The 19182-nt window shown below is 66.1% G+C and carries 16 protein-coding genes and 1 pseudogene; 3 read left to right on the top strand and 14 right to left on the bottom strand.

Translation table 11 applies throughout. The features are described from left to right. Positions 1–73: 73 nt before the first annotated feature. Positions 74–1087: a fumarylacetoacetate hydrolase family protein gene (locus EAG14_RS19590; RefSeq protein WP_099657666.1), complete on the bottom strand. Its 1014-nt coding sequence runs from the start codon at positions 1085–1087 to the stop codon at positions 74–76. Positions 1088–1189: 102 nt separating this feature from the next. Here EAG14_RS19590 and EAG14_RS19595 point away from each other — a divergent pair, with 102 nt between their 5' ends. The 3 genes from EAG14_RS19595 to EAG14_RS19605 all read left to right on the top strand — a co-directional run bounded on the left by EAG14_RS19595 (position 1190) and on the right by EAG14_RS19605 (position 3689). Next, positions 1190–1972 carry an IclR family transcriptional regulator gene (locus EAG14_RS19595; protein WP_121729880.1) on the top strand — a complete coding sequence of 261 codons (783 nt, stop codon included), beginning with the start codon at positions 1190–1192 and terminating at the stop codon, positions 1970–1972. 37 nt (positions 1973–2009) lie between these two features. Next, positions 2010–3206 (top strand): DUF3108 domain-containing protein, encoded by a 1197-nt coding sequence (locus EAG14_RS19600; protein ID WP_121729881.1) that lies wholly within the window; start codon positions 2010–2012, stop codon positions 3204–3206. Between the two features lie 186 nt (positions 3207–3392). Continuing rightward, positions 3393–3689, top strand: a complete 297-nt coding sequence (locus tag EAG14_RS19605; RefSeq protein ID WP_099657663.1) for a DUF3567 domain-containing protein — start codon at positions 3393–3395, stop codon at positions 3687–3689. A 36-nt stretch (positions 3690–3725) separates the two neighbouring features. On the opposite strand, the gene EAG14_RS19610 is transcribed toward EAG14_RS19605, so the two are convergent. From EAG14_RS19610 to EAG14_RS19665, 13 genes and pseudogenes are all read right to left on the bottom strand, one after another. Further along, entirely contained in the window at positions 3726–4808 is a 1083-nt protein-coding gene (locus EAG14_RS19610; RefSeq protein ID WP_121729882.1) for an AbrB family transcriptional regulator, read from the bottom strand. A gap of 196 nt (positions 4809–5004) precedes the next feature. Further along, complete coding sequence (locus tag EAG14_RS19615) at positions 5005–5550, bottom strand: hemerythrin domain-containing protein (protein ID WP_121729883.1); 546 nt, start codon at positions 5548–5550, stop codon at positions 5005–5007. Between the two features lie 8 nt (positions 5551–5558). After that, positions 5559–5972, bottom strand: a complete 414-nt coding sequence (locus EAG14_RS19620) for a ribonucleotide reductase subunit alpha (protein WP_099657660.1) — start codon at positions 5970–5972, stop codon at positions 5559–5561. Between the two features lie 29 nt (positions 5973–6001). Then, on the bottom strand, positions 6002–6766 hold the full coding sequence (locus EAG14_RS19625) for a nitroreductase family protein (RefSeq protein WP_369827663.1): 765 nt from the start codon (positions 6764–6766) through the stop codon (positions 6002–6004). A gap of 23 nt (positions 6767–6789) precedes the next feature. Next, complete coding sequence (locus EAG14_RS23475; RefSeq protein ID WP_371414374.1) at positions 6790–7050, bottom strand: NnrS family protein; 261 nt, start codon at positions 7048–7050, stop codon at positions 6790–6792. Next, on the bottom strand, positions 6936–8135 hold the full coding sequence (locus EAG14_RS23480) for an NnrS family protein (protein ID WP_371414375.1): 1200 nt from the start codon (positions 8133–8135) through the stop codon (positions 6936–6938). Before EAG14_RS23480 ends, EAG14_RS23475 begins: the two co-directional genes overlap by 115 nt. Beyond that, positions 8132–10579, bottom strand: coding sequence for an adenosylcobalamin-dependent ribonucleoside-diphosphate reductase (locus EAG14_RS19635; RefSeq protein ID WP_121729884.1), 2448 nt, complete (start codon positions 10577–10579; stop codon positions 8132–8134). Before EAG14_RS19635 ends, EAG14_RS23480 begins: the two co-directional genes overlap by 4 nt. Positions 10580–10684: 105 nt before the next feature. Beyond that, on the bottom strand, positions 10685–11359 hold the full coding sequence (locus EAG14_RS19640) for a carbonic anhydrase (protein WP_099657656.1): 675 nt from the start codon (positions 11357–11359) through the stop codon (positions 10685–10687). Between the two features lie 29 nt (positions 11360–11388). Beyond that, positions 11389–12339, bottom strand: a complete 951-nt coding sequence (locus tag EAG14_RS19645) for a peptidylprolyl isomerase (protein ID WP_371414376.1) — start codon at positions 12337–12339, stop codon at positions 11389–11391. Positions 12340–12364: 25 nt separating this feature from the next. Further along, positions 12365–13096, bottom strand: a complete 732-nt coding sequence (narI, locus tag EAG14_RS19650; protein ID WP_121454120.1) for a respiratory nitrate reductase subunit gamma — start codon at positions 13094–13096, stop codon at positions 12365–12367. Next, entirely contained in the window at positions 13093–13794 is a 702-nt protein-coding gene (gene narJ, locus EAG14_RS19655) for a nitrate reductase molybdenum cofactor assembly chaperone (protein WP_121729886.1), read from the bottom strand. Before narJ ends, narI begins: the two co-directional genes overlap by 4 nt. Positions 13795–13816: 22 nt before the next feature. Continuing rightward, positions 13817–15340, bottom strand: a complete 1524-nt coding sequence (narH, locus tag EAG14_RS19660; RefSeq protein ID WP_099742859.1) for a nitrate reductase subunit beta — start codon at positions 15338–15340, stop codon at positions 13817–13819. Between the two features lie 23 nt (positions 15341–15363). After that, positions 15364–19163, bottom strand: a pseudogene (locus tag EAG14_RS19665) (nitrate reductase subunit alpha). Positions 19164–19182: the final 19 nt, after the last annotated feature.

The following is a 19182-nucleotide window of genomic DNA, read 5'->3' on the forward strand; positions in this document are numbered from 1 at the left end:
CTTACCCAGTAAGCGTTAACGCCATTTTCTGTCTATATCCAGGCCGATATGCGGCCCATCCCCGGGGGTGGGGTCAAACCGCTTCGGGCGACGCAATCTCTTGGTCGATGGCGCCAAAAATGCTGGAGCCGTCCTTGCCCTTGACCTCGATGCGAATGGTGTCGCCAAACTTCATGAAATCGGTGCTGGGCTTGCCGTCCTGGATGGTCTCGATGCAGCGCTTTTCGGCAATGCAGCTGTAGCCCTTGGGCCATTCCATGCGCCCTTTTTGCTCCACGCCCTTGTTGCTCACGGTGCCGCTGCCCACGATGGAGCCCGCGCGCACGTTGCGCGTCTTGGCAATGTGGGCAATCAGCTGGCCAAAGTGGAAGGTCATCTCGGGGCCTGCGTCGCACATGCCGACCTTGCGGCCGTTCCAGGTGGACTGCACGGTGAGGTTCAAGCGGCCCTTGTCCCAGGCGTCGCCCAGTTCGTCCAGCGTCACGGCCACGGGGCCAAACGCGGTGGCGGGCTTGCTTTGGAAGAAGCCAAAGCCCTTGGCCAGCTCGGCCGGGATCAGGTTGCGCAGGCTCACATCGTTGGCAATCATCACCAGGCGGATGCCGTCCAGCGCCTGTTCGGGCGTGGCGCCCATCTTCACATCACCGGTGACGACGGCGATTTCCGCCTCAAAGTCGATGCCCATGGCCTCGCTGGGCACCACCACGGGGTCGCAGGGGCCGATAAAGTCGTCGCTGCCGCCCTGGTACATGAGCGGGTCGGTGTAGAAACTCTCTGGCACCTCGGAGTTGCGCGCTTTTCGCACCAGTTCGACGTGGTTGATGTAGGCGGAGCCATCGGCCCACTGGTAGGCGCGGGGCAGCGGGGCCATGCACTGGGCCGGGTCAAACGGGAAGGCGTGGCGCGCGCGGCCGCTGCTCAGCTGGTCGTACAGGTCTTGCAACTGGGGCGAGAGGAAGCCCCAGTCGTCCAGCACCTGCTGCAGCTTGCTGGCAATGCCGGTCGCATAATGGGCCGTGCCCAGATCACGGGAGACCACAACCAGTTGGCCGTCGCGCGAGCCGTCTTTGTACGTAGCGAGTTTCATGGTGGCAGGACCTTTGTCTCAAGGGGTTGAAGGCTTCACCCAGCACGAATTACGCTTGGGTAAATTGATTTAACTAAACAAAACTCGCAAATTTTAGTGCACATGGACAAAGAACGTGCAGGAATTCAATCGGTCGAGGTCGGGTTTGCCCTGCTGGAGGGGCTGACCCGCGCGCGCGGTCCTTTGATGCTCAAGGACGTGGCCGCTGCTGCAGGCATGAGCGCGGCCAAGGCGCACCGCTATCTGGTGAGCTTTCAGCGCCTGGGGCTGGTCACCCAAGACAGCCGCACCGCCCGCTACGACCTGGGCCCGGCCGCGCTCAAGCTGGGCCTGGCGTCGCTCGCCCGGCTCGATGCCATGCGGCTGGCGCGCGAGCGCGTGCCCGCCTGGATGGAAGCGATAGAGCACACCCTGGCTCTGGCGGTGTGGGGCAACCACGGCCCCACCATCGTGCACTGGGAGGAATCGCCCCAGGCCGTCACCGCCAACCTGCGCCTGGGCGACGTGATGCCGCTGCTGTCGTCCGCCACTGGGCGCTGCTTTGCGGCCTACATGCCGCCTGATGCCGTGGCCCCGCTGCTGCAGCACGAGCTGGCCCAGGCCGCCAAGCTGCGCCGCACCGATCTGCCTGCCACCCTGACCGAGGCCCAGGCCATGCTGGCCGAGGTGCGCGAGCGCGGCATGGCCCGGGTGGTGGACACGCTGCTGCCCGGCATCGTCGCCTTTTGCGCCCCGGTGTTCGATGCCGACGGCCACCTGGCGCTGGGCATCACCACGCTGGGCTCCCTTGCCACGTTCGACCCCGAATGGGGCGGCGCCGTAGAGGCACCGCTGCGCACCGCAGCGGCCCAGTTGTCGGCCGACCTGGGCGCGGGCTGCGCGTGAAGCCCGTGGCGCCACAGCCCCGCCCCCTGAGGCGCTGATGCCACGGCGCACGCTGCTGGCCCTGACGGCGCTGGTACTGGCCCTGCACTGGCTGGTGCTGCACGGCATTCCCCTCGCGTGGGAAGGCCCCACCACCCCTGCGGGCAAGGTGTTCAGCACCCGCAGCGTGGCCGCGCCCCCGCCAGCCGCGGCCCTGCCCCCACCCAGCCAAGCCAGCCCAGCCGCAACCCCTGCGGCGGCGCCCCAGGCAGCCAAGCCGCGCCCTGCGCCTCCCAAACGGCCTCCAGCCCACAAGGCTCCAACGCCCTCGGGGCAGCCCCCCGAGCCGGCTGACGCCACGCTGGCCACAGACACCGCTGGCGATGGACCTGCGGCGGCCGACCCTGCAGCCAACGCAGAACTATGGGCTGGTGGCGCAAACGCTCCAGGCACGCCAGCCTCCGCAGCCGCCCCGGACATGGCCGCCCCTGCGGCCTCAGCCCCCCAGCCCGCCGCCAGCGCGCCACCGGCCCAGGCCAGTGCGGAAGGCTCCGGCGTAGACATCACCCCGCCAGGCGGCCAGCCTGGAGAGAGCGCCAGCACCGCCGCGCCCCCCGTGCGCTTGCCTGCGCCCGTCAAGCTGGCCTTTGATGTGGCCGGGCAAGCCAAGAAGTTTGACTACCAGGCCCGCGCCGAGCTGGTGTGGCAGCACGACGGCGCACGCTACGAGGCCCGCCAAGAGATCAGCGCCTTTTTGGTGGGCTCGCGCACCCAGCGCAGCACCGGCATGGTCACGCCCCAGGGCCTGCAACCCGAGCGCTTTGGCGACCGCAACCGCAGCGAACGCGCCGCCCACTTCGACTACGCCCGGGGCCGTGTCACCTTCAGCGCCAACACCCCCGAGGCCGCCGTGGGCCCTGGCGCCCAGGACCGCCTGAGCGTTTTCATCCAGCTCGCGGGCCTGCTGGCCGCAACCCCTGAGCGCTTTGTGCCCGGCACCCAGCTGACGCTGACCACCGTGAGCGCCACCAGCGCCGACCGCTGGACCTTCACCGTGGAAGCCCCGGAAACCCTGACCCTGCCCGCAGGCACCCTGCCCACCCTCAAGCTGCAGCGCCTGCCCCGGCGCGACTACGACCAAAAGGCCGAGCTGTGGCTGGCCCCCAGCATGGGTTACCTGCCCGTGCGCATCAAGATCACCCAGGCCAACGGCGACTTTGCCGACCTGCGCCTGCGCGCCAGCGGCCCGCCCTGAACCGCTGTGCGCCCACCACCTGTTGTGCAAAAGCGCAGCGGAACAGCAAAAAAGCACCGCCAGCCTGAATGCGTTGCGGATTCATGGAATACTGGTTGCGAGCCTGCGAATGCGGTTTCAGGGGCCAGGCCCTTGAACTCTGCCCACCCGCTGTCATCTGACTTTTGTATCGACTGGGGGAACACCATGCAAATGCTCTACGACTCTGAATCCTTTGTGGTGGTCCACATGCTGCCTGACGCCGTGGAGAAATCGACCCAGGCGCTCAACGACACCGCGCCCCCCAAACCCCAACTGGCCCGCCACGGCTTTGAAATCGTGGACAAGCGCTCGGGCAAAGAGGTGTACCTGGATGGCTCCTGGGCCGAAATGTTCCAGGAGCAAATCCTGGCCTGGCAGCGCGACACCCCTACGCAGGAAGAAGTGGAAGACGCGCTGGACCGCTACGCCGGGCTGGCGCAGAACCCGGTGATCGTGCACTGAGCAGCGCAGCGCCCGGCCTGGGCGGCTCGCCTGCCTTCAGTCCGCTGCGCCTGCTGACGCCTCTGGCGGGTAAATCCGCCGGTACAGCGGCGCCACCAGCATCAACACCGCCATCAACCGGCACACCTGAAAAGCCGTGACCACTGGCACGCCGAGTTGCAGCACCTTGGCGGTGATCGACATTTCGGCAATGCCGCCGGGCGAGGTGCCCAGCACCAGCGTGGCCCAGGGCAGGCCCGTGCCCCAGGCCAGCAGGGCGGCAAAAGCGGCGCACACGGCCATCAACCCCAGCGTACCGACCGCCACCGTGGCCAGCCAGCGCGGGGCGGCGCGCAAGAAATCGGCCCGAAACCGCACGCCCAAACTCACCCCAATTACCAGCTGCGCCGCATTGACCAGGCCTTGCGGCACAGCTGACAAGGTGATGCTGGCCATGGTGAGCCCCATGGAGACCAGCATGGCGCCCATGAACCAGGGGTTGGCGCGGCCCAGCCGGTCCATCAGCAGCGCGCCAGCGCCGGTGAGGGCGCCCAGCAGCACCAGCCCCTGCCAGTCCACCACGCGCACCGGGGGCGCCAGCACGTCCAGGCCATGCAATCCACTCCACTGCAGGGCAAACGGAATGGTGAGGGTGACGATGAGCAGCCGCAGGCTGTGGCTGGCGGCCACCAGATCGGTGCGGGCGTTTTCGCGCTCGGCCAGCAGCGTCATCTCTGATGCAGCGCCGATGGCCCCGGCAAAGTAGCTGGTGGCGCGCAGCATGGGCGCGGGCACACCGTGCATGCGCGGTGCGTGCAACCGGTACAGCCAGGCACCAAAGCCCCAGCCTAGCAGCAGCGCCCACCCAATGCCCAGGGCAATCGCCCACCACAGGCTGCCTACCAGGGCCGTGACCTCGGGCGTGAAATACAGGCCCAGCGTGGCGCCAATGGTCCACTGCCCGGCATTGCGCAGCGGCCCCCAGCTTTCGGTGGGTGCGCCGCCAATCGACAGCAACGAGGTGGCCACCAGCGGCCCCAGCATCCACGGCAGCGGGGTGTGCAGGGCCACGCAGGTGGCGGCTGCGGCCCAGGCCAGCAGCAGGGTCAACAGGGTGTGGAGAAAAAATCGAACAGACATGGAACGCGACGGGGGCCAAAGAGCCCGTCGAGTATCGCGCCCACCCAGTCCGCCATGGGCCTGGAGGGAATGCCCACCCGCCAGGGCTGCCATCGCCATGCGGTACGGCCTGCGCTGCAATGCGCACACCCATTCACAATCAAATCCACCCCTAGCGCTTATCCAATAAGCGCTAGAAGCTATACATTCAATAGCATCAACCCACGCGACGGCGGGCGGCCATCTCCAAGCCCATGGCATGCAGGTCGCCCTGGGCCAACAAGGCCTGGGCACAGGGGTAGGCGGTGCCCTCTTCGGCCTGGATGTGCTGCTGGTAGCGCTGGGCGAACTGGTCGAGCCGGGCCTCGTCCTCGGACCTAAAGCCTGCGGCCGCGCCCTCGGCCAGGGCCTGCAGCGCGCCCCGGGCAGCAGCCCAATCGGCGGCCATGCAGACGTGGTCGTGCTGCAGCTGCTGCACCACCGCCACCACCGACGGCGCGCCCTGCGCCAGCAGCAACGGGAACACATGCAGCTCCTCGTCCTGGTGGTGCAGGGGCGCAGCGATGTCAAAGTAACGCAGCACATCGCGCGCGGCCTGGCGGGCGGCCTCGTCAGCGGCTTGCTCGCGCACATACGCGCGCAGCCGCTGCAACAGGGTCAGCGTGCGCTCCACGCGCTCGTGGCAAGCCTCCAGCATCGCAAAGGGTTGTTCAAACCCCACGGCGGGGGTGTTGAAACCGGGCAGGCCTGCAGACGTTGCCATGCCAGCCCCTAGCCTAAGCGCACAGGCTGGCCCTGGCGGTCGAAGGGGATGAACCCCTCCATGGCGCCGCGCTTGATGGCATCGACCATGCGCTGCAGGGGGGCCTCGGCATCGGCACTGGTGGGCGCCTGGTTCAGCGTGCCGGACATGGCGGCCGCAAACACCATGACCCAATCGTGCCCGGGGGCCGTGAACTGCTGGGCCTCGGCGACCAAGGCGGCGAACGAGGGCAGCTCCTGCGGGGTCTTGTCCACGCACATCCGCGGCACCAGGGCCCCGCCCTGCCCTTGTTCAAAGCGGGCGCGCTGGGCTTCGGTGGCGTCGTCTGGCAGCTCCACACCGGCAAACACAAACAGCAGGCGCTGGGGCTCGGGCTGCTGGCGCGCAGCCACCAGCAAGTCGTCAAAGGAGGCAATATTCATGGGGGTCTCTTCAAAATCCGTCGGTCACATCAAAACCCGGGCAGGATACCTCGGTGCTCATCGAGCGTGCTCACATAGCTGCTGGCTGCGGGCCGCACGCGGGCGGCCTTGCGCGAGACCACGGTGCCGATGCTCACAAAGCACAGGGCCTGCTCATCGCACCCCAAGCGGAACAGCGCGCGCAGGCTGGCCGCCTTGAGCGCCTTGCCGCTGGTGAGCGCCGAGCCAAAGCCCTGCGCCGTGGCCATGAGCAGCATGTTCTGGATGGCGCAGCCTGCCGACACCAGGCGCTCGGCCAGGTCGATGTCGGCGTCGCCACGCGCAGCGTCCACCACCGCCAGCAGCAGCACGGGCGAGCGGTAGGCCTTTTCGCGGGCCTGTTCGATTTGTTCGGGCGTGGCCTCTGCGTCGCGCTCCTGCAATGCCAAAGCAAACACGTCGGCCAGCAGGGTTCGGGCCGTGTCGGGCACCAGCACAAAGCGCCAGGGCTGCAGTTGCCCATGGTCAGGCGCGTGGGCTGCGGCCTCCAGGATGGCGGCCAGCTCGGCCACGTTGGGGCCAGGCGCGCCCAGGCGCTTGGGCAAGATGGTTTGCCGCGACTGGATCAGCGCAGCCGCCATCGCAGCCGTGTCGTCCGGGCCGGCAGCGGCCGCTGGCGCGGCGCAGCCTCGCCCACTGCGGTCTGCAGGGGCGGCAGATGCGGATGCAACGGCACCGCCGCGTGCACTACCGTGTGCGCGCCCAGACGGCGTGTGGGGCGGCATCGGCTTCAGGGGCCAAGGGATGACAGACATGCAAGATCCTCCGCTACATCATTTCAGCCAGGGCGGCCATCGGGACGCAGGCGCCCATACCAGCGCGCCAGCCGCACACCCCAGGCCCCCATGGTGGCCGCCCAGGTGCAGGCACTGGCCAACAACACCCAGGGCAACCACACGCCAGGCAGGCCGGGCACCGTGGCCCCTATGCGCAGCAGCGTGGCCGCCTGCAACAACCAAAACAGCGACCACGCAATGCGATCAGCCACCAGCGCGCGGCCACTGTGGCCGCAAGACACCCGTGTGACCATGGCCAGCATGAGCGATGCCAAGCACCCCATGGACAGCGCATGCAACGCCCCCAGACCCAAACCACCCAGCCCCCAGCCACCGCCAGCCACTGCGCCGCGCCGCCCAGGACAAACGCCACGCCCAGCCACAAAAAGCCAATGTGCAGCATGGCCAGCAACTTGTTCTTGAGGCTTTGCACCAGCCCCCACACCCAGGCCAGCCAGACCAGCACGCAGCCCACAGCCACCTGCAAGCCACCGTGCACCCAGGCCCACGCCGGGCCCGCAGCGCTGGCGGACACCCCGGCAAACTCCAGCCAGGCCGCCAGCACCTGCATGGCCGCTGCCGCCAGCATGAGCCACAGCACCCAGAAGGGGCGCCACGCCTGCACCATGGGCATGGCGCTGGAGGTGAAAAACGGAATCATGCGGTGCGCCACCGAGACGTAGACCACCACCACAAAGCCCCACAGCGCGGTGAACACGCAGACACGGGCCAGCGCATGCGAATCCCACACCATCGCGAGTGCCACCCCAGCCGCACTCAGGCTGCCCACCACACAGGCCGTGGCAATGGCGCGGGCGTGCAGTTGGTCTTCAGCCTGGCTCAGGCGCACACGGCCCCAGAACTGTGCCGTCATCCAGCCCAGCCCCACACAGGCCAGCACCAGCCCCGCCAAGGCCAACGGCGCCCCCAGGTGTGCCCCCGCCAGCCACAGCAGCCACCCACCCGCCTGCAAAAACAACACGGGGCGCAAAGCAGACACGGGCAAGGGGTCTACCCCCAGCCACTTGGGGCCTGCCGTGAAGAGAAAGCCCGCAAAGTACAACGGAATGAAGCCCAGCACCATCACCGTGGAATGCACCAGCGTGGGCGACAAGGCCAGGGCCTGCGCGTACCCCAGCCCCCACCAGCCGGTGGCGCGGTCGACCTGCACCGCCAGCCACCAAACCGCCGAAGCCACCAGCACCACCATCGCCAAAAAGAAGCTGAGCCGGTGCGGCGCCAGCATGAGGTACTGCCAGCGCCAGCGCTTGTCGAGCTGGGCCAGCACCTCAGGCGATGGCTTGCCCGAGGCCACCTTCAGCGCAATGGTGGGGCGGGGCGTGTTCATCCACAGCTCCCCAGGTGACCGCACTGCGTGCAGTAGTCGCAGCCGTCCTTGCGGATCACCGCGTGGGCACCGCACTCGCTGCATTTTTTGCCTGCCATAGCGGGGGGCATGCCCAGAGGGGCTTCGGGCTCGTCCAGCGGCAGCGATTGCTGCTGCGGCTCGGCCACGCGGCGCGCCAGGATGTTTTGCACCGCAAAGGCAATGGCAGCCACTTCCGAGTCATGCCACATGGGCACCATGGCGCCGTCCGCACGCTGATGGGTGCCCAGGCGCACAGGGCCCCGGTCCCACGCGACCTTGCGCATGTCGGACAAAGCCCGCTCCAGAAAACCACCGCGCGCAGCCAGCGAGAGCAGCCGCATGCTGGAGGTGATCCACTGCTGCGACTCACCGCTTTGGCCCACAGGCATGAAGAACTCGATGGCGCGGTCCACCGTGCGGTTGCCGATACCCGTGGGCACGGGCAAGAAGGACACGATGATGTACAGCGTTTTGTGGCCCTCTTGCGTCCAGTACTCCACCTTTTCGGCCACGGCCGAGAGCCCCCCCTTGGGGCGGCTCTCAATCACAGTGCGCATGGGGTCGACCGGCGGGGCGGACACCGCTGCTGGCGCGGGTGCTGCGACGGGTGCTGGCGCAGGGGTCGTCACCTCGAGCACCGAGCCCAAGATGGCGTTGGGCCGGTAGGTGGCCAGGCCCTTGAGCCGCGCGCGCCAGGCCTGCAGGTACAGGTCCTTGAAGTCCTCGTAAGGGTAGTCCGCCGGGATGTTCACAGTCTTGGAAATGGCAGTGTCCACAAAGGGCTGCACTGCCTCCATCATGGCAATGTGGTCCTGCGCAGACATGGCCAGGGCCGACACGAAGTAGTCGGGGAGCGCGTTCACATCTCCACCACCGTCGCGGTACAGGCGCCAGGCGTGGTCTTCCACCGCGTATTCGCTGGTGCTGCCATCGGCCTCGCGCTTCTTGCGCTTGTACATCCACGAGAACGGTGGCTCGATGCCGTTCGAGGCATTGTCGGCAAACGCCAGGCTCACCGTGCCCGTGGGCGCAATGGACAACAGGTGGCTGTTGCGGATGCCGTGCTTGCGAATGCTCTTTTGCAAGGCCGCAGGCAAGCGGCTGGCAAAGGTGCCCGAGGCCAAGTAGCCCTCGGCATTGAATTGGGGAAAGGCGCCCTTCTCTTGCGCCAGTGCCACCGAGGCCTCGTACGCAGCATCCCGCATGCGCTCGGCAATGCGGGCCGCCAGGGCGCGCCCCTCGGGCGCGTCGTAGCGCTGGCACAGCATGGCAAGGGTGTTGCCCATGCCGGTAAAGCCCACGCCAATGCGGCGCTTGGCCATGGCCTCATCGCGCTGCTGCGGCAAGGGCCAAAACGTCACATCCAACACGTTGTCGAGCGCCCGCACCTGCAGCGCCACGGCCTGCTCAAACGACTCAAAATCAAACGCCGCCACACCGCCACGCCCAAACGGGTGGCGCACAAAGCGCGTGAGGATGATGGGCCCGAGGTCGCAGCAACCGTAGGAGGGCAATGGTTGCTCGCCGCAAGGATTCGTCGCAGCGATCTCTTCGCAGTAATGCAGGTTGTTGTCTTCGTTGATGCGACCCAAAAACAGGATGCCCGGCTCGGCAAAGTCGTAGGCCGATTTCATGATCGTGTCCCACAGCTCGCGGGCTGGCACGGTGGCGTAGACCCACTGGCCATCGGCGCGCTGGTGCGCACCCTGAGCTTGCAGGGCTGCGCCGGGGCGGGCCCGGTGCACCAGTTCCCAGGGGGCGTTGGCCTGCACGGCCTCGATGAACGCGTCCGACACGCCCACCGACACGTTGAAGTTATTCCAGCGGCCCGGCGTGCGCTTGGCCGTGATGAACTCCTTCACATCGGGGTGGTCGATGCGCAGCACACCCATCTGTGCACCGCGCCGCGAGCCTGCGCTCTCGACCGTTGAGCACGACTGGTCGAACACATTGATGTAGCTGCAGGGGCCAGACGCCATGGAGTGCGTGCCCTTGACTTCCGCGCCCCGTGGGCGGATGCGAGAGAAGTCATAACCCACGCCACCACCACGGCGCATGGTTTCTGCGGCTTCGCGCAGGGCTTCGTAAATGCCGGGGTAGCCTTCATCGTCCACACCCTGGATGCAGTCGCCCACGGGCTGCACAAAGCAGTTGATGAGCGTGGCCTGGATGTCGGTGCCCGCCGCACTCATGATGCGGCCCGCGCCGATGGCGCCCGCATGCAGATTGGCGAGGAACAGGGCCTCGTACTTTTCGCGCAGCTCGGGGGCCTCGACCGAGGCCAGCGCACGCGCCACACGGCGGTACAGGTCTTCCACACCGGTCTCGCCGGGCTTGAGGTATTTCTCGCGCAACACATCCAGGCTGATGGGTTGCAACGCAGACAGGGGGGAGGGAATGGAGGGGGGTGTTTCGCGCTTCATGGCTCGGAATGATTCAGGGTTACCTTCCCGGTGGTCTTGCGCTCCGTCAAGAAGGCATCAAAGCAGAGACCTGCCTTTCTGCGCAACCTGCGAAGACGGCAATCCCTAGTCCAGCAGCACCTGACCATCGTGCTCCACGTAGGGGTGATAGGGCCCAGTGCCGCTGTTGTCAGCCCGTGATGCCGGCACGAAACCACCCGTCTGCACATCAAAGACGTGGACTTCACCGTCTTCGATCACGTAGTGCCAGCCGTGCAGGCTGATCTGGCCACTCTGCACACGGCTGCGCACCATGGGGTACTCCATCAGGCGTTCGAGCTGAAGCACCACGGCACGCTGCTCCGTGCGGCGCAGCGCCTCGGGGCCCGGCTGCACGGGCAGCAAGGCCTCGCGCCCCAGGTCCAGCCAACGGTTGAGGTTGGGGGCCTCGGGCGAGACCTCACCATACATGGCCTTGATAGCCCCACAGTGACTGTGGCCGCACACGATGATGCGGCGCACCTGCAGATTGAGCACCGCAAACTCGATGGCGGCCGTGGTGCCATGGTGGCCGTGGGAGCCGTCATACGGAGGAATGAAGGCCCCCACATTGCGCACCAGAAACAGCTCGCCCGGCCCCGCACCGGTCAACAGGTAGGGCACCAGGCGCGAGTCAGAACAGCCGACAAACAAAGTGGTGGGGTGCTGCCCCTCATCCACCAGGGTCTGGAACTGCTCGCGGTACTGGGGAAATGCGTCGTTGTGAAAACGGCGCAGGCGGTCCAGCAGTTCGTCAGGCATAAGGTGGCAATCGAAAAAATGCAGTGCCGCTATTGCACCAGCGGCGATTCGGCAGCGTCGAGCGCCACCCCTTCGACCGCAGCAGCGCCTGCCAGCAGTTGCAGGTATTGGCGTAGCGCGTTCACCCAGGCCTGTTGGCGCAGGGTGAGCGCGATGGCCTGGCGTACTTCCTCGAACGAGGGCTGCTGCCCAGGGTCGCGGGCCACCACCTCCACCACATGCAGGCCAAAGCGGCTGTGCACCAGGCGCGCCAGCACACCGATCTCGGCGCCGCCAAACACCTCGCGGGCAAATTCGGGAGCGCAATCGGCGCGGGTGAGCCAGCCCAGGTCGCCGCCCTGCTGGCCGCTGGGGCAGTTGGACCACTGGGCAGCTGCCTTGGCAAACTGGGCACCGCCATCGTCCGCGCAGCGCAGCTCGATCAGCAAGGCCTCGGCCCGCAGGCGCAGCTGCTTCACATCCACGCCCGGCGTCACGGCAAAGAGCACATGGCGCAGCTGCGCACGCTCCCCCTGGGCGTGTGCCGCAGGGTGGGCGTCGTGGTAGCGGCGGCAGGCTTCTTCTGAAGGATCAGGGAGGTCCAGCTCGCGCTCCAGCAACTGCTCAATGGCATTGGAGGCCTGGACGCTGATGGCCCCCTCAACACCCGGCACATCGCTCGCGGGCAGCAGGCCCGCCTGCTGCGCAGCCTGGCGCAGCAGCTCGGTACATGCACGCTGGCGCAGGGCCTCTTCGTCCAGCAACTCGTGCGGGGCGTTGAGGGCCACGCCATTGACGCGTGCAACTTCGGCCACCACGGAGCCCATGCCCCCCGTGGCGCCAGCTTGTGGTGCCTGGGTGGCTTGCTGGGGCGCATCGGCCATCGTTGCCACCAGGGCCTCGTAGGCCGCTGTCTGCGTAGGGGTCAGTGTGCTGGCCGTGGCCGCAGCGCTGTTCTCGGAGGAGCTGCAGCCGCAGCTCCCGGTTCCACATCCGCTCATGGTGTGCTCCTTAGATGGGTGGGCTTCAGGCGCGGCGGTCTTGCGACTGCATATGGCCTGCGGGCAGGTTCAAGCGGCGCGCACGCACCACCTGGTAGGGGCGCAGCACATAGGCCAGCGTGCCAAAGCCGCTCCACACGTGCACCAGACGGGTGAACGGGAAGATCAGGAAAATGCTCATGCCCAGGAACATGTGGGCCTTGAAGATCCAGCCGGCTTCGGCCAGCAGCTCCACACCCCCACTGCGGAAGGTCACCACGCGTTGGCCCCACTCGGCCAGCTTCATCATCATGGAGCCGTCCAGATGCTGGGCCGACAGCGGGATGGTGGCCAGGCCCAGCGCCAGTTGCAGCCACAGCAGCACCAGGATCAGGATGTCGCTGACCTTGGACGTGGCGCGGATGCGCTCATCCGACAGGCGGCGGTGCAGCAGGATGGACAGGCCGATGAAGCCCAGCGTGCCCGCAATCCCCCCTGAGACCATGGCCATGAGCTGCTTGGCACCCGCACTCATGAAATGCTCATACAGAAAGTGCGGCGTGAGCATGCCCACGGTGTGGCCGAAGAACAGGAACAGCACGCCGATGTGGAACAGGTTGCTGCCCCAGCGCAAGCTGCCGGTGCGTAGCAGTTGCGACGAGTCGCTCTTCCAGGTGTACTGGTCGCGGTCAAACCGCGCCCAGCTGCCAATGAAGAAAACGGCCAGGCAAATGTAGGGATAGATGCCAAACAACAGGGTATCGAGCCAGGTGGTCATGCTGAGACTCCTTCTGGTGCCCGCTCGGCGCGGGGGGTACGAACAAAATGCATGGGCTGCGGCTGGTCAGGCTTGGCCTGGCCCTGGGTGCTGCAACCCCCAAACGCTTCGGGCTCGGCCCACACCTCGTCCATCTCGGGCTCGGGGGTGAGCGCCACCGACTGCACACGCTGGCCCGACACTTCGAGCACGGCAGCGATCACGCTGGCGTAGGGGCTGTTGCGCGCCACGAGGGCGCTGAACAGTGCGTTGAGGATGTGGGCCATTTCGCCCAGAAACTCCTTGGCCACTTCGGGCGGCTGGGTGGAGGCGAACTCCAGCACCACCGGCAGGTGGTCGGGCAGCTCGTCGGCCTGGAATTGCAGGCCGGCCTTTTCATAGGTCTGCATCAGGTCGATGAGCGCCGGTCCGCGGTCGCGCGAGTCGCCGTGCACATGCTCGAACATGTGCAGCGAGGTCTGGCGACCCCGGTCGAAGTTGTCCACGTAGCGGGCTTCGGCTTCCATCGGGTCGAGTGCAGCAAGGTGCTGGCACACGGCTTCGAGCTCGGCCATGCGTTCGGTGGTCAGAGCCTGCTCTACCTGCAGCGCGTCGATGAGCTGCGACATCACGCTGCGCAGCTGCGCATCGGGGTAGCTCAGCAGGTAGCCCAGGGCGCGCAGGGTCAGGCGCACAGAGGTCGGGTTCTTCTTGAACATGGTGATTCCTTCCTGTGTGCGATCAGACCGTGGCCTTGATCGGGATCGTGCGGGGCTTCTTGCCACCGAACATGCTGACCTCGCTGGCGCCGTCCGAGCAGCCGTTGCCAAACGAGAAGCCGCAGCCGCCCCGGATGTCGAACGCGTTCTCGGCGTATTCGCGATGGGCCGATGGGATGACAAAGCGGTCCTCGTAATTGGCAATCGCCATCACGTGGTACATCTCCTCGACCTCGGCCATCGACAGGCCCGCCTGCTTGAGAACGGCCAGGTTCTGGCGCTGCTCCACATGCTTGTCGCGCTGGTAGGTGCGCATGGCCAGCATGCGCTCCAGCGCCCGCACCACGGGGCCGGTGTCACCGGCGGTGAGCAGGTTGGCCAGGTACTGCACAGGGATGCGCAGCTGCGACACATCGGGGATGTCGCCATTCACGCCCACATGGCCCGCGTTGGCGGCAGCCGTGATGGGCGACAGCGGTGGCACATACCAGACCATGGGCAGCGTGCGGTACTCGGGGTGCAGCGGCAGGGCCACCTTCCATTGCACGGCCATCTTGTAGACGGGGCTGTTGCGGGCAGCGTCCATCCAGCTGTCCGGGATGCCGTCGATGCGGGCCTGCTTGATCACGTCCGGGTCGTTCGGGTCCAGGAAGATGTCGAGCTGGGCCTGGTACAGGTCGCGGTCACGCTCCACGCTGGCGGCTTCCTGGATGCGGTCTGCGTCGTACAGCAGCACACCCAGGTAGCGGATACGGCCCACGCAGGTCTCGGAGCACACGGTCGGCTGGCCCGCTTCGATGCGGGGATAGCAGAAGATGCACTTCTCGGCCTTGCCTGATTGCCAGTTGTAGTAGATCTTCTTGTAGGGGCAGCCCGAGACGCACATGCGCCAGCCACGGCACTTGTCCTGGTCGATCAGCACGATGCCATCTTCCTCGCGCTTGTAGATCGAGCCGCTGGGGCACGATGCCACGCACGCCGGGTTCAGGCAGTGCTCGCACAAGCGCGGCAGGTACATCATGAAGGTGTTCTCGAACTGGCCGTAGATGTCCTTTTGCACATCGTCGAAGTTCTTGTCCTTGCTGCGCTTGCTGAACTCGCCGCCCAGGATTTCTTCCCAGTTCGGGCCCCACTCGATCTTCTCCATGCGCTTGCCGGTGATCAGGCTGCGCGGGCGGGCCGTGGGTGCGGCCTTGGTTTCAGGGGCGGACTGCAGGTGGTCGTAGTCGAACGTGAAGGGCTCGTAGTAGTCGTCGATCTGCGGCAGGTTGGGGTTGGCAAAGATGCGCATGAGCAGCTTCCACTTGCCGCCCTGGCGGGGCGCGATGGAGCCGTCAGGGTTGCGTACCCAGCCACCGTTCCAGCGGTCCTGGTTTTCCCATTCCTTGGGGTAGCCAATGCCGGGCTTGGTTTCGACGTTGTTGAACCAGGCGTATTCCACCCCGGGGCGGCTGGTCCAGACGTTCTTGCAGGTGACGGAACAGGTGTGGCAACCAATGCACTTGTCCAGGTTCAGCACCATGCCGATTTGTGCGCGAATTTTCATCGTGTTTCTCCTTGTCTTCGGCTTCAGGCGTGGTGGGCCGATGCGGGGGCTTCGTCGTCGAGCCAGTCCACGCGGTCCATCTTGCGCACCAGCACGAACTCGTCGCGGTTGGTGCCGATGGTTCCGTAGTAGTTGAAGCCGTAGCTGTACTGTGCGTAGCCACCAATCATGTGGGTGGGCTTGAGCACGATGCGCGTGACCGAGTTGTGGATACCGCCACGGGTGCCGGTGATCTCGGAGCCGGGGGTGTTGATGATCTTCTCTTGCGAGTGGTACATCATCACCATGCCGGGGTTCACACGCTGGCTCACCACCGCGCGGGCCGCAATGGCGCCGTTGGAGTTGAAGAGCTCGACCCAGTCGTTGTCCACGATGCCAGCAACCTTGGCGTCGTCTTCGCTCAGCCACACCACCGAGCCGCCCCGATTCAGGGTAAGCATCATCAGGTTGTCGCTGTACGTGCTGTGGATGCCCCACTTCTGGTGCGGCGTGATGAAGTTCAGCTGGATCTCTTTGTTGCCGTTGGGCTTCTTGCCTTCGACTTCGTGCAGCGTCTTCAGGTGCACCGGTGGGCGGTAGCTCACAAAGCCTTCGCCGAAGTCACGCATCCACGGGTGGTCCTGGTAGAACTGCTGGCGGCCCGTGAGCGTGCGCCATGGGATGTACTCGTGCACATTGGTGTAGCCCGCGTTGTAGCTGACCTTCTCGCTTTCCAGGCCCGACCAGGTGGGCGAGCTGATGATCTTGCGCGGCTGCGCCTGGATGTCGCGGAAGCGGATCTTCTCGTCCTCGCGGTGCAGCGCCAGGTGCACGTGGTCGCGCCCGGTCTGCTTGCCCAGGGCCTCCCAGGCCTTGCAGGCCACATGGCCGTTGGTCTCAGGCGCCAGCATCATCACCACTTCGGTGGCGTCGATGTCGGTCACGATGCGGGGCATGCCCTGCGTCACGCCCTCTTCCTTCACACGGCCGTTCAGGTCGCCCAGCTGGCCGACTTCGGTCTGCGTGTTCCAGCCGATGCCCTTGCCGCCGTTGCCGGCCTTGTCCATCAAGGGGCCCAGGGCGGTGAAGCGCTTGTACAGGTTGGGGTAGTCGCGCTCGACCACGGTGACCTGCGGCGCGGTCTTGCCGGGGATGAGTTCGCACTCGCCCTTCTTCCAGTCGCGCACGCCATAAGGCTGGGCCATTTCACCGGGGGTGTCGTGCATGATGGGCGTGAGCACCACGTCCTTCTCGACGCCCAGATGGCCCACGCTGACCTCGCTCACGGCCTTGGCGAAACCCTTGTAGATCTCCCAGTCGCTCTTGGCCTGCCAGGCAGGGTCTACCGCTGTGGACAGCGGATGGATGAAGGGGTGCATGTCGCTGGTGTTGAGATCGTTCTTCTCATACCAGGTGGCCGTGGGCAGCACGATGTCGGAGTACAGGCAGGTGGTGCTCATGCGGAAGTCGAGCGTGACCAGCAGGTCCAGCTTGCCTTCGGGCGCATTGGCGTGCCACTGCACTTCCTCGGGCTTGGCTTCGTCCTTGCCCAGGTCCTTGCCCTGCACGCCGTGGGTGGTGCCCAGCAGGTGCTTGAGGAAGTATTCATGCCCCTTGCCCGACGAGCCCAGGATGTTGGAGCGCCACACGAACATGTTGCGCGGCCAGTTGTCGGGATGGTCCGGGTCCTCGCAGCTCATCGTGAGGCTGCCGTTCTTGAGCGACTCCACCACGTAGTCTTTGGCGTCCATGCCCTTCGCCGCAGCATCCTTGGCCACCTGCATCGGGTTGGTCTTGAGCTGGGGCGCCGAAGGCAGCCAGCCCATGCGCTCGGCGCGCACGTTGTAGTCGATCTGGGCGCCGTGGTAGGCGCTGGCGTCGGCCAGGGGCGAGAGGATTTCTTCCATGCCCAGCTTCTCGTAGCGCCACTGGTCGGTGTGGGCGTAGAAGAAGCTCGTGCTGTTCATCTGGCGGGGGGGCGGATCCAGTCCAGCGCAAAGGCCAGAGCGGTCCAGCCGGTCTGGGGCCGCAGCTTTTCCTGGCCCACATAGTGGGCCCAGCCGCCACCGCTCTGGCCAATACAGCCGCACAGCATCAGCATGTTGATGATGCCGCGGTAGTTCATGTCGCAGTGGTACCAGTGGTTCATCGCCGCGCCGATGATCACCATGGATTTGCCATGCGTCTTGTCGGCGTTGTCGGCGAACTGGCGCGCCACGGTAATGATCTGGTCGCGCGGCACGCCCGTGATCTTTTCCTGCCAGGCAGGGGTGTAAGGGCGGTCGGCGTCGTAGCTGCCGCCGGGCTCTTCACCGGGCAGGCCCCGGTCGATGCCGTAGTTGGCGGCCAGCAGGTCGAACACCGTGGCGACCATCACGCGGCCTTGGGCTTCGTGGCCGGACAGCTCCAGGTGCGTCACGGGCACGGGGCGCACCATCACGTCGCTGCCTTGCTCGTTGGCCGTGAAGTTGGGCGACTGCACGCCGCCGAAGTACGGGAAGGCCACCTTGGCCACTTCGTGCGTCTGTGCGCCGTCTTCGATCACCGACAGCTTGAGCTTGACGGTGTTGCCCGTGCGGGCTTCCTTGTTCTCCAGGTTCCACAGGCCCTGGTCGGCGCGGCCATCGGCGCCCCAGCGAAAACCAATGGAGCCGTTGGGCAGCGTGACTTGGCCCAGTTCGTCGTAGCCCACGGTCTTCCAGTCGGGGTTGTTCGACTGGTCAAGCTGGCCTGGGAAATCGCTGGCACGCACATAGCGGTCGGGCACCATGGCCTTGCTGCCATCGGGCAGCGTCTTTTCCTTGAGCACCACCAAGAGCGGCAGGTCGGTGTAGCGGCGTGCGTAGTCGTCGAAGTAGGTGCTGCGGCCCTTGCCACCGTCCTTGAAGTAAAACTCTTTCAGGATCACATGGCCCATGGCCATGGCCACGGCAGCGTCGGTGCCCTGCTTGGGGTGCATCCACAGATCGCCCAGCTTGGCCACTTCGGAATAGTCGGGTGTGATGGACACGACCTTGGTGCCCTTGTAGCGCACCTCGGTCAAAAAGTGCGCATCGGGCGTGCGTGTCTGGGGCACGTTGGAACCCCAGGCAATGATGTACGAGCTGTTGTACCAGTCGGCCGACTCGGGCACGTCGGTCTGCTCGCCCCACACCTGCGGGCTGGAGGGAGGCAGGTCGCAGTACCAGTCGTAGAAGCTCATGCACACGCCACCGATCAGGCTCAGGTAGCGCGAGCCTGCGGCATACGAAATCATCGACATCGCCGGGATGGGCGAGAAGCCGATGATGCGGTCAGGGCCGTGCTTCTTGATCGTGTAGACATTGGCCGCAGCGATCATCTGGTTGACTTCGTCCCAGGTGCTGCGCACAAAGCCGCCCAGGCCGCGCTGCTTTTGCCATTCGCGCTTGGAGGCATCGTTTTCGACAATGCTGGCCCAGGCGTCCACGGGGCTCTTGGCCAGGGCAATGGCGGCGCGCCAGTGTTTGAGCAGGCGGCCGCGCACCATGGGGTACTTCACGCGGTTGGCGCTGTACAGGTACCAGCTGTAGCTGGCGCCGCGTGCGCAGCCACGGGGTTCGTGGTTGGGCAGGTCGGGACGGGTGCGGGGGTAGTCGGTCTGCTGGGTTTCCCAGGTCACGATGCCGCCCTTGACGTAAATCTTCCACGAGCAGGAGCCCGTGCAGTTCACGCCGTGGGTGGAGCGCACGATCTTGTCGTGCGCCCAACGGTCGCGGTAGGCGTCTTCCCAGGTACGGTCTTCGCCGTTGGTTTCGCCGTGGCCTTGGGCGAAGGTCTCGCGGGGCTGCGAGAAGTACGTGAGGCGATCCAGAAAATGGCTCATCGGGGGCTCCTTGTTCTAT

Origin of the sequence: Acidovorax sp. 1608163 (assembly GCF_003669015.1) — a bacterium.
In the GTDB taxonomy this organism is placed as follows: domain Bacteria; phylum Pseudomonadota; class Gammaproteobacteria; order Burkholderiales; family Burkholderiaceae_C; genus Acidovorax.